13 protein-coding genes are annotated in these 14,808 nt (G+C 75.1%); 3 read left to right on the plus strand and 10 right to left on the minus strand.

Annotated features, from left to right (window positions below):
- Positions 1-30 precede the first annotated feature (30 nt).
- Genes FJR00_RS05100 through FJR00_RS05110 form a run of 3 tightly spaced genes read right to left on the minus strand, consistent with a single transcriptional unit; the run spans position 31 to position 3,055 of the window.
- Positions 31-960, minus strand: coding sequence for a type II secretion system F family protein (locus FJR00_RS05100; RefSeq protein ID WP_075957082.1), 930 nt, complete (start codon positions 958-960; stop codon positions 31-33).
- Positions 960-1,826, minus strand: a complete 867-nt coding sequence (locus tag FJR00_RS05105) for a type II secretion system F family protein (protein ID WP_141337757.1) — start codon at positions 1,824-1,826, stop codon at positions 960-962. The genes FJR00_RS05100 and FJR00_RS05105 overlap by 1 nt, the downstream gene beginning before the upstream one ends.
- Entirely contained in the window at positions 1,826-3,055 is a 1,230-nt protein-coding gene (locus FJR00_RS05110; RefSeq protein WP_141337758.1) for a TadA family conjugal transfer-associated ATPase, read from the minus strand. The genes FJR00_RS05105 and FJR00_RS05110 overlap by 1 nt, the downstream gene beginning before the upstream one ends.
- Before the next feature lie 206 nt (positions 3,056-3,261).
- Here FJR00_RS05110 and FJR00_RS05115 point away from each other — a divergent pair, with 206 nt between their 5' ends.
- The gene (locus FJR00_RS05115) at positions 3,262-7,098 is read left to right on the plus strand and encodes an FtsK/SpoIIIE domain-containing protein (protein ID WP_238330339.1); all 3,837 of its coding nucleotides are present in this window, start codon (positions 3,262-3,264) and stop codon (positions 7,096-7,098) included.
- Here FJR00_RS05115 and FJR00_RS05120 read toward each other — a convergent pair.
- Positions 7,064-7,456, minus strand: coding sequence for a hypothetical protein (locus FJR00_RS05120; RefSeq protein ID WP_075957061.1), 393 nt, complete (start codon positions 7,454-7,456; stop codon positions 7,064-7,066). The genes FJR00_RS05115 and FJR00_RS05120 overlap by 35 nt on opposite strands.
- A 217-nt stretch (positions 7,457-7,673) precedes the next feature.
- The gene (locus tag FJR00_RS05125) at positions 7,674-8,456 is read right to left on the minus strand and encodes a GNAT family N-acetyltransferase (RefSeq protein WP_202876595.1); all 783 of its coding nucleotides are present in this window, start codon (positions 8,454-8,456) and stop codon (positions 7,674-7,676) included.
- Between the two features lie 114 nt (positions 8,457-8,570).
- Here FJR00_RS05125 and FJR00_RS05130 point away from each other — a divergent pair, with 114 nt between their 5' ends.
- Entirely contained in the window at positions 8,571-9,155 is a 585-nt protein-coding gene (locus FJR00_RS05130) for a PGPGW domain-containing protein (RefSeq protein WP_141337760.1), read from the plus strand.
- 48 nt (positions 9,156-9,203) lie between these two features.
- Here the strand turns inward: FJR00_RS05130 and FJR00_RS05135 are convergent, their stop codons facing one another.
- Genes FJR00_RS05135 through FJR00_RS05145 form a run of 3 tightly spaced genes read right to left on the minus strand, consistent with a single transcriptional unit; the run spans position 9,204 to position 12,113 of the window.
- Positions 9,204-9,770, minus strand: coding sequence for a P-loop NTPase family protein (locus FJR00_RS05135; protein ID WP_141337761.1), 567 nt, complete (start codon positions 9,768-9,770; stop codon positions 9,204-9,206).
- Positions 9,771-9,774: 4 nt separating this feature from the next.
- The gene (miaB, locus tag FJR00_RS05140; protein ID WP_141337762.1) at positions 9,775-11,307 is read right to left on the minus strand and encodes a tRNA (N6-isopentenyl adenosine(37)-C2)-methylthiotransferase MiaB; all 1,533 of its coding nucleotides are present in this window, start codon (positions 11,305-11,307) and stop codon (positions 9,775-9,777) included.
- Positions 11,308-11,366: 59 nt separating this feature from the next.
- Positions 11,367-12,113, minus strand: coding sequence for a YoaK family protein (locus FJR00_RS05145; RefSeq protein WP_141337763.1), 747 nt, complete (start codon positions 12,111-12,113; stop codon positions 11,367-11,369).
- Positions 12,114-12,242: 129 nt separating this feature from the next.
- Here FJR00_RS05145 and FJR00_RS05150 point away from each other — a divergent pair, with 129 nt between their 5' ends.
- Entirely contained in the window at positions 12,243-12,791 is a 549-nt protein-coding gene (locus FJR00_RS05150; protein WP_075957055.1) for a DUF5709 domain-containing protein, read from the plus strand.
- Between the two features lie 28 nt (positions 12,792-12,819).
- Here FJR00_RS05150 and FJR00_RS05155 read toward each other — a convergent pair whose 3' ends face one another.
- Both FJR00_RS05155 and recA read right to left on the minus strand, forming a co-directional pair.
- Positions 12,820-13,488, minus strand: a complete 669-nt coding sequence (locus FJR00_RS05155) for a regulatory protein RecX (RefSeq protein WP_141337764.1) — start codon at positions 13,486-13,488, stop codon at positions 12,820-12,822.
- Entirely contained in the window at positions 13,488-14,534 is a 1,047-nt protein-coding gene (gene recA, locus FJR00_RS05160) for a recombinase RecA (protein WP_377465730.1), read from the minus strand. Before recA ends, FJR00_RS05155 begins: the two co-directional genes overlap by 1 nt.
- Positions 14,535-14,808 lie beyond the last annotated feature (274 nt).

A 14,808-nucleotide genomic window follows, 5' to 3' on the forward strand; every position in this document is an offset into this window, starting at 1 on the left:
GTGCCGTCGGGGTGGCCCGACGGGGCGGGTCTACAGCGTGATCTGGAGCATCGATGCTCCGGGGAAGACGGCGAACAGCACGGTGACGGGCAGCACGAGGAAGACGACCGGGACCATCATCGTGATCTCGCGGCGACCACCCTCCTCGATGAGGGACTGGCGGGCGGACTCGCGTGCGTCGGCGGCCTGGGCACGCAGCACCTCCCCCAGCGGCGTCCCCCGCTGGATGGCCACGACCAGGCCGTCGACGAACCGGGTGATCGGCCCCAGCCCGGTGCGGCGCCCGAGGGCCTGGAGCGCCTCGGGCAGCGGTGCTCCCGTGCGCGCCTCGGCCAGGCAGATCTCCAGCTCGGCGGCGAGGTCGCCGGAGGAGAGCCGGGTCACCCGCTCCAGCGCCTGGACCGTGCCCTCGCCGGCGGTGACCGACAGGGCCAGCAGCTCGGCCACGGCGGGGAACTCGGCCATGATCCGCCGTTCCCGGCGCCTCGCCGAGCGGGTCAGGGCCGTGTCGCGCAGCACGACCCCGCCCAGGAACGCGCAGGCGACGAGGACCGTGAGGGCCACGACGCTGGCTCCCCTGGTCCACCACAGCACCGAGCCGAGGGCTGCCGCCAGCACGCAGGCTCCGATCCCCCAGAGCACCTGCTGGGTGCGGAAGGCCTCGACGTCGGCGGGCAGGCCTGCCCGGTGCAGCCGTGAGCGGACGGACCCGGTCCCGCCGAGGGCCCGGTCGAGCAGGGTGGCCGCGCGGCGTGTCAGGGGGGCGGCGACGTCGGCGAGGCGCCAGGGCCGGGGATCGTCGAGGCGCAGGAGCCGGGAGCGTCGGGGCGCGCGGTCCAAGTAGGGCTCGATCCGGTCGGCCAGGTCCACCCGCCGGTTCACCGGCAGCCCGGCCCAGAGGAGCAGGACGCCGGTCCCCAGCCCCAGACCGAGGACCGCGCCCCACCACGCCGGCAGCATCACCGCAGCACCCGCTGTTCCTGGGGCAGCCGCCCGATCGTGAGCATGAGCCGGTAGGCCAGCACGCTCGCGCCCGCACCGACGGCGAGCACGACGGCGCCCGCCGGCGTGCCGTAGGCCTCCAGGGTGCTGCCGCGGGTGGCCAGGAGCAGGAGCACGGCCCAGGGGGCGGCCATCGCCATCCGGGCGGCGTTGACGGTCCAGGACTGCCGGGCCTCGAGCTCGGCCCGCGCCCGGGCGTCCTCCCGCAGGAAGGAGGACAGTGCGCGGAGCACCCGCCCCAGATCGGTGCCGCCGACGTCGCGGGCCAGCCGGAGGGCCTCCACGAGCCGGTCGGCCACGGGGTCGGAGAGCCGTTCCTTGAGCCGGTCGAGGGACTCGGAGAAGCGGCCGGTCGCCCGGTAGTCGTGGCCGAACTCCAGGAACTGGGGACGCAGCTCCTCGGGGCCTCGCTCCCCGAGCTGGACGAGCGCCTCCGGCAGCGCGAGCCCGGCCCGGACCGCGGAGTGGACGTGGTCCACGACATCCGGCCACACCTCCCGCAGGGTGCTCCGACGGGACCGGGCACGCCCGCGGACCACGGCGAAGGGCGCCCACGCGGCCATCACCGCGAAGCACAGGCTGACCGACCACACCCGGGTCAGGGCGTAGGCCAGCAGCAGCACGAGGAGCGCCACAACGACCGTGGAGCCCAGGAAGGTCCTCGGTCCCAGCCCTCGGATCCCGGCCAGGACGATCTCGTCGCCCAGCCGGTCCAGCCGGTTCTGCCCTGCGGCGGGGGCAGGCGCCACCTCCCGGGGCCAGAACGACCACCAGATGCTCGCCAGGCCCAGGCCGAGCAGCAGCCCCCAGAACGCCCCCGCCATCAGCCCCTCCCCAGGAGCCGGCCCAGGTCGTGGCCCGCCCGGGCGAAACGGTCGGGGTGCGGCGGGAACCCGTCCCCACGGACCAGGTCCTGCCCCACCCGGACGAAGATGTCGGCCGTCTCGACCACGTCCCCCTCCACCCGCCCCGGCAGGGCCACGATCTCGCGGACCCTCCGGTGACCGTCGGCGTCCATGCCCAGGTGCACCACCAGGTCCACCGACGAGGCCACCGTGGGGACGACGAAGCCTGCCGACACGTTGGACCCCGCCAGGAGGGGCAGGGTGCACATCTTCGTCACGGCCTCCCGCGCGCTGTTGGCGTGGACCGTGGCCATGCCCGGCAGCCCGCTGTTGAGGGCGATGAGCAGGTCGAGGCTCTCCTCCTGGCGGACCTCGCCGACGACGATGCGGCCCGGCCGCATCCGCAGCGCCTCCTTCACCAGCCGCCGCAGAGGCACCTCGCCGGTCCCCTCGAGACCGGCCTGCCGGCACTGCATCGCGGCCACGTCGCGCTGGTTGATCTGCAGCTCGAAGACCTCCTCGCAGGTCACCACCCGCTCGTGGGGAGGGATGGCGGCGGCCAGGCAGTTGAGCATCGTGGTCTTGCCGGCCTGGGTGCCCCCGGCCACCAGGATGTTCAGGCCGCTCGCCACGGCGGCCGCGAGGAAGTCGGCGGCGGCCTGCGTGAGGCTGCCGAGGCGGACCAGGTCGGACAGGTCGTCAGCGGCGACGACGAACTTGCGGATGTTGACCGCCCAGTGCCGGCGGGTGATGTCCGGGATGACCACGTGCAGACGGCTGCCGTCCGGGAGGGAGGCGTCCACGAACGGGCTGCTCAGGTCGACCCGGCGCCCCGAGCTGCGCAGCATCCGCTCGACGAGGTCCCGCACCTGCTGCTCGGTCAGGAACGTGGGCGTCAGCTCCGGACGGCCGTGCCGTGCCACGAACACCTTGTGGGGCTCGTTGATCCAGATCTCCTCGACCGAGGGGTCGTCCAGGTAGGGCTGCAGCGGTCCGAACCCGGCCACCGACTCCAGCAGCGCCCGGCGCACCTCCCGCCGGTCGCCGAGGGGCTCTAGCCCCCCGAGGAGAGCGCGCTCGTCGTACTCGTCCAGCACCTCGCCGATGAGGTCCCGGACCTCCAGCTCGTCCTTCGTGGGATCGAGCCGCCGACGGCGGATCAGTTCACGCACGTCCTCCTCGAGGGCGTGCACTGCGGTGGCCTGCATGGACTGCCTCTCCCCCTGTCGCTCGCGAACGTCGTCCCGGGGCCACCGGCCCACGCGCGGACCATGCGACCAACCACGGGCCTCGACTGTAAAGAGGTTTTGCCAAAGCCTGACCAAACCCGAACCGAATCTGTGGACGACGCCGCGCCTGTGGACGGCCGGCCCGGCGGACGCCGCGCCGACGCCACCATGTCCCGGTGCGAGCGATGATCACCCTGCCGGGCCGCCGGGGACCCCGGTACGCCGTGGTCGAGGGGGCGGACGGGGTCACCGCGGCGCAGGTCCACGCCCAGCTGGGCTGGCCGGGTCCCGTGCCGCCGTCCGACCAGCCCCTGCACGGGTATGCCGTGGGGGCCCCGGTCCCGGCTCCCCCACCTCCCCTGCCCAGGGTCGTCGTCGCCGACGGCCCGGACGCGGGGGCGGGCGTTCCCCTGGTGCCCGGTGCCTGGGTGAGCGTGGGCCGGGACCCCTCGTGCGACCTGACGATCCACGACCGGAGCCTGTCCCGGCGCCACCTGCGGGTCCGCCTCGACCGTGACGGTGTCGTCCTGGACGACCTGGGGTCGACGAACGGGCTGCGCTGGTCCCCCGGACGCGAGGACGATGACGGGACGCGCCGCTGGCCGCCCGGGTGCGACCTGATCGTCGGCGGCTCCCGGCTGAGGCTGCTGACGCGGACGGGCGCCCCGGCGGCCGTGCGCCCCTGGGGCGGCCGCTCGCTCGTCAGACCGTGGCCGCGCACCGTCCCCGACCGACCTGGTGCGGACCTGACGACCCCCTCGCCGCCGGAGCCACCGGTCGTGCACCCGCCCAGCGCCTGGGCCTGGGGGCTTCCCCTGGCGGCCTCCGTGGTGCTCGCGGCGGTCCTGCGGATGCCGTTCCTCCTCCTCTTCGGACTGATGGCGCCGGCGATGATGCTCGGCCACCACCTGGGGGAACGGCGCAGGGCCCGGGCCGAGCACCGGGCGGCCTGCGCCCGGCACCTCGAGGACGTCGGCGCGGTGGCCCGGGAGCACCGGCGCGCGACGGAGGCCGACCTGGCCCGGCTGCGGTCCCGGCACCCCGGCCTCGGCGGGGTCGTCGCCACCCTGCTGCCGACCGTCTCCACCGAGCTGTGGGCCAGGGCGACGGAGCCGCTCGAGGTGGTGCTCGGCCGGTCCCGGTGCGCGTCGGCGGTGCGCCTCGACGGCCGAGCGGGCGTCCACGACGACGCGCCGCTCGTCCTCGACCTGGGCAGGCCGCTGGTCGTGGTCGGACCGTCCCCGCTCCGGGACGGCCTGGTCCGGTCCCTGCTGCTGCAGGCGGCCACGACCCATCCGCCGTCCGCCCTCGCGGTGCTGCTCGACCCCGACGCGACGCCGCCCGGGCCGTGGGACCTGCTCGCCTGGCTGCCCCACTCCCGCCCGGCGTCGCAGGATGGACCCCTGCAGCTGCGGTGGGGCCAGGACGTGGCCCTGGTCGACGACGTCCGGGACGCCCCTGCCGGACACGCCCGGGTGGAGGTGCGCGACGCCACGCACGCCGTCCTGCGCCGGCCCGGCGACCCCGACGTGCCGTTCCTCCCGACGATGCTCGACCTGCCACGCGCCCGCCACCTGGCGCGCGTGCTCGGCGGCCATGACGAGGACCTCCCCGTGGAGGCGGGCGCCCCGGGCGCGGGGGACGCCGCGCTCGGTGACCTCCTCCCCTGGCCGTCCGGGGCCGCCGACGTCCGGCGAGGCTGGGCCGCCTCCGGCGACCCCCCTGGTCTGCCGGTGCCCGTCGGCACCGACGGGCAGGGCCGCCCGGTGGCCGTGGACCTGGTCCGGGACGGCCCGCACGCGCTGGTGGCCGGGACGACGGGTGCGGGCAAGTCCGAGCTGCTCCGCACGCTGGTGGCCGGGCTCGCCCTGACCTGTCCCCCGTCCCGGCTGGGGGTGCTCCTCCTGGACTACAAGGGAGGCTCCTCGCTGGGTCAGCTGGCGCGGCTGCCGCACGCCGTCGGGCTCGTCACCGACCTGGACCCCTACCTGGCGCAACGCGTCCTCGTCTCCCTGCAGGCCGAGCTCCGGCGCCGTGAACGGGTGCTGGCGGAGGCCGGCCTGCGCGCGGTGGTCGGGGCCGACGGACCGGTCCCCCGGCTGCTCGTCGTGGTCGACGAGTTCCGGGTCCTGGCCGAGGAGATGCCGGACTTCCTCGGCGGGCTGGTGCGCGTCGCGACCGTCGGCCGCAGCCTGGGCGTGCACCTCGTGCTGGCCACCCAGCGTCCGGCCGGTGCGGTCACCCCCGACCTGCGGGCGAACGTCAACCTGCGGGTGGCCCTCCGCGTCCGGGACGTGACCGACAGCCTCGACGTGCTGGAGGTTCCGGACGCCGCGCACCTGCCCGAGGACCGCCCCGGCGCCGCGCTGCTGCGGACCGGCGCCGGACCGCCTCGCCGCTTCCAGGCCGCACCGGTCGGACCCCCGCGACGAGCGGGAGGCCAGGACGCGCAGGACGTCCTGACCTGCGGCAACCCTTCCTGGGCCGCCGTCCGGGAGGTGCCCGACGTCTGGACCGGTTGGCGGGCCCTGACGGGCGCGGACGCTGCCGTGCGGGCCGGGGACCACGCCGACCAGGCGTGCTCCGACCCGGTCGAGGACCTCGTCCCCCACCTGCGCCGCGCCGCGGAGGAACCGTCCGGGGACGCCATTCCGGTCGGTCACGCCCGGGCGGTCTGGTGCCCGCCGCTGCCCGACCGGCTCGACCCGCCGGACCCAGGCACGTGGGCGCTCGCCGACCGGCCCGAGCAGCAGTCCCGGGAGGCGCTGACCTGGGGCGCCACGGAGCACGTCGCCCTCGTCGGGGCACCCCGCAGCGGACGGACGACGGCGGCGCGGGCGCTCCTCGCCGCGGCCGGTCCGGTCTGGGTCTACGTCGTCGACCCGGCCCGGGGCCTGGACGGCACGGAGGTCGCCCGGCATCCCGGGCTGCGTGCGTGGGTGGGACCGGACGACCCCGCGCACGCAACCGCGGTGCTCCGTGCCCTCTGCCGGACCGTCGAGCGACGCCGCCAGGAGGACCGGGCCGGGAGCTCGCCCGTCGTCGTCGTGGTGGACGGGTGGGACCGCTGGGTGCAGGAGCAGGAGGACTGCGGTCACGACGTGCGCGACCTGACCCAACGGCTCCTGCGGGACGGGCCTGCCGTCGGGGTCTCGGTGATCCTCACCGGCGACCGCCAGCTGGTCGCCGGAACGGTCGCGCGGCACGTGCCGGAGACCTGGCTGCTGCCGACCCACGACCCGACCGACGTGGTGGCCGCCGGTCTTCGGCCGGCGCAGGTGCCGGGGCAGCGCCCGCCCGGCCGGGCCGTGCGGACCCGGGACGGGCTCGTCGCCCAGGTCGTCCTCCCCTCGGCCGGCGGGCACGACGTGGAACCGCCCCGGGGCGATCCTCCGCCGCGCCTGAGGCCGCTCCCGCGCCACCTCCCCCCGGACGGACCGTGGGCCGTCGGCGGGGACGAGGCCGCAGCGATCCCCCTGCCCACCGGGTCCGCGCTGGTGCTCGGTCCCCCGGCCTCGGGGGTGACCCATGCCCTCGCGACGTTGGCCGGCACGGCCATGCCCGGCGGTGGGACACGCACGGAGGCGGACGGCGAAGGGACGCGGGACCTCCTCCACGCCGGCGTGCTGTGGGTCCCCGGACCTGGTGCCTGGGACGAGCAGGACCTGTCCGTGGCCCTGGACGGCCCGGTCGCCACCGTGGTGCTGGACGAGACGCACCTGCTCGTCGGCTCACGGACCGAGGAGGTCGTCCTCGACTGGGCCGCGCGCACCGGTGGACGGCTCCTCGTCGGCGGGGAGCTGACCGCGTGCGCCTCATCCTTCCGCGGGGCGGTGCCCTTCGTGGGCCGCCACCGGACCGGCCTGGTGCTCCAGCCGTCGCGGGCGGGTCACGGCGCACCGCTGGCCGTAGACCTGCCCACCGGGGACGTCCGCGTGCCCGGACGGGGCGTGCTCGTCGTGCGCGGCCGGTGCACCCGGGTGCAGGTCAGGGCGCCGGACGGGCCTCCAGCCGTCCCATGAGGAAGGCGGCCGCGACGGTGGTCGCCCCGACGGCAAGCACGAGGGCGGCCAGCCACCAGGGGGCGAACTGGAACATCGCGATCCCCAGGGGCACGAGCAGGAAGTTGGCCGCGATCGCCGGCGCCTGGGCGCGGGGGTGCCGGGCCCACAGGCCCTTGGCCGTGTAGGCCAGGCCGAGGACGAAGACGACGATCGTCACGACCGACATGATGACGATCATCAGGTCCCCCTCGCCGATCGCCAGCTCGTAGAGGTAGAACGCGGCGATCCCGGCCAGGACGAGGGCCTCCAGGGCCACCAGGGCGGCCGCGACCTGCCCGGCCGAGCGCTCACGGGGGGTCGGGTCGGCGGCGCTCACGCCGCCCATCGTAGGCGCGCCTCCGCCGCCGCCGGCGCCCCTGCGCGGTGCTCCGCGGAGCAGCCCCGCCTCACCTGCAACAGGAAGCCGTTCCTGGAGCGGGGAGGAACCCGCTGCAGGAGCCGGAGGCCGCTGCAGGTCGGGATCGAGAGGACGCCGTGCGCGACGGCGACTCGTCGCGGCCGGGCGGTCACGGCCGAGCGGCCAGGCCGGGCGGTCACGGCCGGCGGGCCAGCACCCGCGTGTGCAGGCGCTGCCCGAACCGGTACCCCAGCCGGTCGTACAGCCGCAGGGCGTCGGCGTGGTCGGCGTACACCCCCAGGGTGCTCACCCCGTGCGAGCGCAGCGACCACCGGGTCAGCTCCACCGTGAGCGCCTCGCCGAGACCGGCCCGGCGGTGGGCCGGGTCGACGACGATCCCGGCGAGATGGGGCACGCCCGAGGCCAGCCGGTGCACCGCGCCCACCGCGGTCAGCCCGCCCCCGGCGCCCCGGGCCCCCAGCCACAGCTCGGCGTAGCCGCGGCCCGGCAGCCCCTCGAAGGTGGGGTTGTGCCGCCGCCCGAACTCCTCGATCTCGGCGGCGTCCGCCCGGTCCTCCAGCTCGACGAGGTGGTGGAGGGGAGGATCCCGGCGGGACCCGGCGGACTGCGGGTCCTCGGTCGTCCACAGCAGGTCCCACACGCCCGCGCCGTCCACGGCATACCCCGGGGGCGGTGCCAGGGCCCGCCCGGGCTCGGTCGAGAACCACTCGGGCGAGACGCCCTGCTGCCGCGCCACGTCGGTGAGCACCGCCAGCGCGGCGGTCTCCGCGTCCTGCGGCGCGTCGGGGGCGACCACCGCCAGACCGCCCCAGTGCCGTCCCCCCGGCCGCCAGGGCGTCAGCACCGCCCAGCCGTGGCGCCCCACGACCCCGACCGCCGTCGGACCGGTCGTCCAGCGGAGGAAGGCGTGCCCGCCGGCCCGCGCGCGCAACCCCTCCCGGTCGGTCTGCTCCCACACGGGCAGCAGGGTGCCACAGCGACCGTCCTCGCCGCCGGGCACCGGCACCGGCGGACGGGGCCCCGCGGACGTCACGCAGGACGCACCCAGGAGGGGCGGCTAGGCTCGACGGTCGTGCACGCCACCGCCAAACGCCTCCTGCTGGAGGTCCTGGGCTGGATCCTCCTGGGCGTGGGGATCCTGGCGCTGTTCCTGCCCGGCCCCGGCATGCTCATGACGCTGGGCGGGCTGGCGATCCTCTCCAGCCAGTACGGGTGGGCGCGGCGGCTCATGGAGCCGGTCCGGGTCAAGGCCTGGCGGGGTGCGGCGGAGGGCGTGGAGACCGTCCCCCGGATCGCCCTCTCGGCGCTGGTCGCGCTGGTCATGATCGGCGTCGCCGTGCTGTGGCTGTGGAGCCCGCCGGCTCCCGGCTGGTGGCCGGTGGCGGAGCGGTGGTGGCTCTTCGGCGGCCCTGCCGTGGGGATCACGATGATCGTCTCGGCCGTGGTCGCGCTGGCGCTGCTGGGGTATGCCGCGCGCCGCTTCCACCGCCACCCCGCCGCGGTGGCGGACGTGCTGCGGATGGAGGAGCGCTACCGCGCCCGTCGGCGGCACCGCGTCGAGGCCCGCAGGCGGTTGCGGCGGATGCGCACCACGGGGGTCCCGGTGCCCACGCGGGTGCGGCGTCGCCGGGCGGACGCCGTGCGCGAGGGAGGCTGACCCCCCCCCCCAACGGGCGGCCCTCCACCGCACCTGGGACGCCCGGCCTCACCTCGGTCCGGCCGGCCGGACCTCCTCCAGGACCCGCTCCAGCTCCCGCGGACGGTGCACGACGAGGACGGGGACGCCGTCCTCGGCCTGCTCCCAGGCCCGGATCTGGGCGGTCTTGCGCGGGTAGGACCGGAAGTGCCAGCGCAGGATCGAGTCGCCGGAGAGGATCTGGCGCAGGTCCTCCACGTTGCCGTTGCACACCGGTGTCCGGGTCGCCCAGCGGACCGCGGTGCGGCGCACGAGCCGGGCCAGGCTCAGCCACCGCGGGTAGTCGAGGGCGAGGACCACCTGCGCCCGGGGCACCACCACGTCGCGGAACGACCCGTAGGCGGTGTCCAGGACCCAGTCCTCACCGGCCGCGACACGGGCGGCGATGGCCCGCTGCTCCTCCACCGTCCGCATCTGCCAGCCCGGGAGCCAGCCGATCTCGTCGTCGGCCAGGTGCACCGGCAGGCCCAGCCGCTCGCCCAGGGCGAGGGCGGCGGTGGACTTGCCCGCCCCGGTCACGCCGTAGACGAGGACCCGACGGGCGGCGGCCAGGTCCTCGACGGACGCGCGGGGCATCCGCTCAGTCCAGGACCCCGCACGCGGGCACGGCGGCCGGCTGCGGGGCGGGGGCACCGACGGTCGGTATGCCGAGGCTCACCGCCGGCTTCCTCGTCGCCCCGGGGGTGCCTCCCTCCTGCAGCGCCGCCCAGGCGTCGCCGCCGCGGGTGCGGCGCACCGCATACGTCCCGCCGCGCACGCCGGAGTCGGCGAGCAGGTGATGCGGGGCGCCGTAGGTGACCTCGACGGTCACGGCGTCCCCCGGGCGGGGCCGCTCGGCCCCCTGGGGCACCGCGAAGTGGACCAGGCGGTTGTCCCGGGCCCGCCCGGACATGCGCTCGGTCTCGGCGTCCTTGCGACCCTCCCCCGGCGCGACGAGGACCTCGACCTGCCGGCCCTCGAGCTCGCGGTTCCCGGCCCAGGAAACCTCCTCCTGGACGGCGATCAGCCGGTCGAAGCGCTCCTGGACGACCTCCTTGGGCACCTGGTCGGCCATCGTCGCGGCCGGGGTGCCGGGGCGGACGGAGTACTGGAAGGTGAACGCGCTGGAGAACCGGGAGGCGCGGACCACGTCGAGGGTGGCCTGGAAGTCCTCCTCGGTCTCGCCGGGGAAGCCGACGATGAGGTCGGTGGTGATCGCCGCGTCGGGGATCTGCTCGCGGACCCGGTCGAGGATGCCGAGGAACTTCTCGCTGCGGTAGGAGCGGCGCATCGCCCTGAGCACCCGGTCCGAGCCGGACTGCAGGGGCATGTGCAGGCTGGGCATGACGTTGGGCGTCTGCGCCATCGCGGTGACGACGTCGTCGGTGAAGGCGGCCGGGTGCGGGCTGGTGAAACGGACCCGCTCCAGCCCCTCGACCTCGCCGCAGGCACGCAGCAGCTTGCCGAACGCCAGCCGGTCGCCGAACTCGACGCCGTAGGTGTTGACGTTCTGCCCCAGCAGGGTGATCTCGACCACGCCCTGGGCCACGAGCGCCTCGACCTCGGCGAGGATCTCGCCGGGGCGGCGGTCCTTCTCCTTGCCGCGCAGGGCCGGGACGATGCAGAAGGTGCAGGTGTTGTTGCAGCCCACCGAGATGGACACCCACGCGGAGTATGCGGAGTCGCGCCGGGTCGGCAGGGTCGAGGGGAAGACGTCGAGGGCCTCGAGGATCTCGACCTCTGCGGCCTTGTTGTGCCGGGCCCGGTCCAGCAGCGCGGGCAGCGAGCCGACGTTGTGCGTGCCGAAGACCACGTCGACCCAGGGGGCGCGCTCGACGATGCTCGAGCGGTCCTTCTGCGCCAGGCACCCGCCGACGGCGATCTGCATGTCCGGGTTGGCCTGCTTGGCGGGGCGCAGCTGCCCCAGGTTGCCGTAGAGCTTGTTGGCGGCGTTCTCGCGGACCGCGCAGGTGTTGAACACGACGACGTCGGCCACGTCCGGCCGCTGCCCGGAGGGCAGGCTGGCCAGGTCGACGTAGCCCGCCGTCTCGAGCAGCCCGGCGAGGCGCTCGGAGTCGTGCACGTTCATCTGGCACCCGTGGGTGCGCACGTCGTAGGTCTTGAGGGTCTCCATACCGTTCTCCAGGGTAACCGCGGTGCCGGTCGCCACGGACCCTCCGCCGGTCACGCGGGTCAGCGACGGACGGGTGCCGGCGTGGCGGGGGCGGACAGCAGGGGCGGGACGGCGATCGTCAGCAGCAGCGCGGCCGGGACGAGGAGCACCACGACCCCGGCCGCCAGGTAGCCCAGCGCCCCCATGACCCCACCGAGGAAGAACAGGCCCACGAGCGTGGCGTGCATCCGCAGCCGGTCCAGGTCGGCGCGGACCGGGGAGGACCCCTCGAGCCGGTTTCGGTAGACCCCCTTGCCCAGCTCGATGCCGATGTCGGTGACCATCCCGGTGACGTGCGTCGTGCGGATCGTGGCGTCGGACACCTTGGTGATGAGGGCGTTCTGCAGGCCCATGACGTAGCCCAGTGCGGCCACGAGAGGCCAGGGCCGCTCCGTCCCGGGCCCCAGGTCGGTCAGCGCCCCGATGAGCAGCACCAGCACGGCCTCGGTGAGCAGCACGAGCGCGAAGCGCCGGTCGTGCCAGCGCTCGCGGCGGCGGGCCCAGTGGAACTGCAGGGCCGAGGTCATCGCCCCCAGGACGAAGGTGGTCAGGGCGAGCAGGCCGATCGCCACGACCGCCCACCCGCCCAGGACGAGGTGGTCGGCCACGCTGGCGGTGATGCCGGTCATGTGCGAGGTGTAGAAGCCCACCGCGACGAACCCGACCGAGTTGAGCACGCCGGCCGTCCAGGCCAGGTGGTAGGCCAGGTGGCGGTTGACCCGGGGGGAGCGCGCAGGCCCGGCCAGCTGCCACACCCGCCACGCCATCTGCGACTCCTCGTGCGGTCCCGCCCGCGGGGACCTCCGCGTCCCGACTGTAGGGGAGCCTCCCACGACGACCCGTCGCAGGGTCGTAGGATGAAGGTCCGAGGAGCACCCGTCAGCGAAGGAGCGGCGATGATCCACAACGATCGCGAGAGCATCGGCGACGAGCTGGGCGTCTGGAGCGTCGACGACGAGGATCAGCTGTCCGCCGGAGACACGCTCGACGGGGACGGGGACCCCCTCGACCGCGGCTACACGGCCCCGGACCGCCTGCACGGGTCGGTCGCCTACGGCGTGACGGCCGACGAGCAGCGCGGCGACGAGACCATCGACCAGCGCATCCGCCAGGAGGAGGCCGACCCGTGGTCGGCCTACGGCGCCCCCGACAACGAGTCCGGCCTGGACCGCCCCGAGGAGGACATGCTCGGCGGCGAGGACGAGGACGCCGTGCCGGCCGGGCGTGACTACTACGGCGGCGAGGGGGGCCGGATCGGACGTCTGGTCGCCCCCGACGAGGGACTCTTCCCCGACCGTGAGGCCCGCCTGGTCGCGCGCGAGGGACGGGCCACGAGCTGGGACTCCCCGGAGGAGTCGGCGATGCACTACACCGACGGCGAGGACGAGGACCTCACCGAGGAGGAGTGGACGCCCGGGAACCCCTCGGGCGACGAGGAGGAGTAGCAGTCCCCTCCCCCGGTCGCCCGGGACGTCAGTCCCGGCGGTTCTCCGGCAGCTCGTCGAGTGCCTCCCGCACCACCTGATAGGCCACCCCGGGCCCGTAGCCCTTGCGCGCCAGGAAGCCCGCGAGCCGACGGGTCTGCACCTCCCGGTCCAGCCCACGCATCGTCCGCAGCCGCCGGGCCACCAGCTCCCTGGCCTGCTCCTTCTCGCGCTCGGGGTCGACCTCCTCGAGGGCGGCGTCGACCACCTCGTCCGGCACGCCCTTCTGCCGCAGCTCGTGCCGCAGGGCACCGGCCGCCAGGCCCTTCGTCTCCTGCTTGGACCGGACGTACATCTCGGCGTAGGACTCGTCGTCGACCAGCCCCACCTCGGTCATCCGGTCGAGCACCCGCCGGGCCACGTCGGACTCGCACCCGCGGTCGCGTAGCTTGTCCTCCAGCTGGCGGCGGGTGCGAGGTCCCATCGCCAGCTGGCGCAGCACGATGCGGCGGGCCACGGCGTGGGGGTCCGGGTCGGACCCGCCCGCCCCCCGGCCGCCGTCGGCGGACGACGCCGGGGACCGTGGCCCGGCCACCTCGCCCGGGCCGGCGCCGTCGGCGGACGAGGGCCGCGGGCTCAGCCCGGAGGCGCCGGCCAGGGACTCCGCCTCGCTCAACGCCCTCCGGGCCGCGGACAGCCGGTCCGCGTCGGCCGGCATCAGAAGTCGACCGGGACCTCACCGGTCACCGGGTCCACCCCGTCCGGCAGGTCCTCGGCGGTCTGCTTGGGCACCCCGATGCCGAGCTTGGCCTTGATCTTGCGGTCGATCTCGTCGGCCAGGTCCGGGTTGTCCTTGAGGAACTGCCGGGCGTTCTCCTTGCCCTGGCCCATCTGGTCGCCCTCGTAGGTGTACCAGGCGCCGGACTTGCGCACGAAGCCGTGCTCGACGCCCACGTCGATGAGGCCTCCCTCCCGGGAGATGCCCCGCCCGTAGAGGATGTCGAACTCGGCCTGCTTGAACGGCGGGGACACCTTGTTCTTGACGATCTTGGCCCGGGTGCGGTTGCCGACCGCGTCCGTGCCGTCCTTGAGGGTCTCGATGCGGCGCACGTCGATGCGGACCGAGGCGTAGAACTTCAGCGCCTTGCCACCGGTCGTGGTCTCGGGCGAGCCGAACATCACGCCGATCTTCTCGCGCAGCTGGTTGATGAAGATCGCGGTGGTGCCGGTCGTGCTGATCGCCCCGGTGATCTTGCGCAGCGCCTGCGACATCAGCCGGGCCTGCAGGCCCACGTGGCTGTCCCCCATCTCGCCCTCGATCTCGGCCCGCGGCACGAGCGCGGCCACCGAGTCGATGACGATGATGTCGATGGCGCCCGAGCGGATCAGCATGTCGGCGATCTCCAGGGCCTGCTCGCCGGTGTCCGGCTGGCTCACGAGGAGGGCGTCGGTGTCCACGCCGAGGTTCTTGGCGTACTCCGGGTCGAGCGCGTGCTCCGCGTCGATGAAGGCCGCGATCCCGCCGGCCTTCTGGGCGTTGGCCACCGCGTGCAGCGCGACGGTGGTCTTGCCGCTGGACTCCGGGCCGTAGATCTCCACCACGCGACCGCGCGGCAGACCACCCACGCCGAGCGCGACGTCGAGCGCGATCGACCCCGTGGGGATGACCCGGATGGGCGGGCGGTCCTCGTCGCCCAGGCGCATGACCGAGCCCTTGCCGTGCTGCTTCTCGATCTGCGCCATGACGGCGTCGAGAGCCCGCATCCTGTCGTTGCCGGCGGCTGCCGGCGATGCCGTCCTCGTCGTGGCCTGGGCCATGTCCGTGCTCCTTCGTTGCTCGTGGTGGGCGCGCCTGCCTTCGACCGACCTCCGGCCGCCGCCCCCTCGCGGGGGTCTCGTCCCGTGTCCTGTCAGACGCTAGGTGCCGCCACCGACAGACCCGCACGCCCACGCCATACCCTGTGGGCGACCGCCTCCGTCGGGAGGACCATGGGGACGAGCGTAGTCGAAAGTCTGTACGAACCGGGCGAACCTCCTG

The organism is Ornithinimicrobium kibberense, assembly GCF_006519705.1.
Taxonomy (GTDB): Bacteria; Actinomycetota; Actinomycetes; order Actinomycetales; family Dermatophilaceae; genus Ornithinicoccus; species Ornithinicoccus kibberensis.

Excerpts from the sequence above, each read along its gene's own strand:
- FJR00_RS05100 (WP_075957082.1), bottom strand. The coding sequence starts at position 960 with ATGCTGCCGGCGTGGTGGGGCGCGGTCCTCGGTCTGGGGCTGGGGACC.
- FJR00_RS05105 (WP_141337757.1), bottom strand. The coding sequence starts at position 1,826 with ATGGCGGGGGCGTTCTGGGGGCTGCTGCTCGGCCTGGGCCTGGCGAGC.
- FJR00_RS05110 (WP_141337758.1), bottom strand. The coding sequence starts at position 3,055 with ATGCAGGCCACCGCAGTGCACGCCCTCGAGGAGGACGTGCGTGAACTG.
- FJR00_RS05115 (WP_238330339.1), top strand. The coding sequence starts at position 3,262 with ATGATCACCCTGCCGGGCCGCCGGGGACCCCGGTACGCCGTGGTCGAG.
- FJR00_RS05135 (WP_141337761.1), bottom strand. The coding sequence starts at position 9,770 with ATGCCCCGCGCGTCCGTCGAGGACCTGGCCGCCGCCCGTCGGGTCCTC.
- miaB (WP_141337762.1), bottom strand. The coding sequence starts at position 11,307 with ATGGAGACCCTCAAGACCTACGACGTGCGCACCCACGGGTGCCAGATG.
- FJR00_RS05145 (WP_141337763.1), bottom strand. The coding sequence starts at position 12,113 with ATGGCGTGGCGGGTGTGGCAGCTGGCCGGGCCTGCGCGCTCCCCCCGG.
- FJR00_RS05150 (WP_075957055.1), top strand. The coding sequence starts at position 12,243 with ATGATCCACAACGATCGCGAGAGCATCGGCGACGAGCTGGGCGTCTGG.
- FJR00_RS05155 (WP_141337764.1), bottom strand. The coding sequence starts at position 13,488 with ATGCCGGCCGACGCGGACCGGCTGTCCGCGGCCCGGAGGGCGTTGAGC.
- recA (WP_377465730.1), bottom strand. The coding sequence starts at position 14,534 with ATGCGGGCTCTCGACGCCGTCATGGCGCAGATCGAGAAGCAGCACGGC.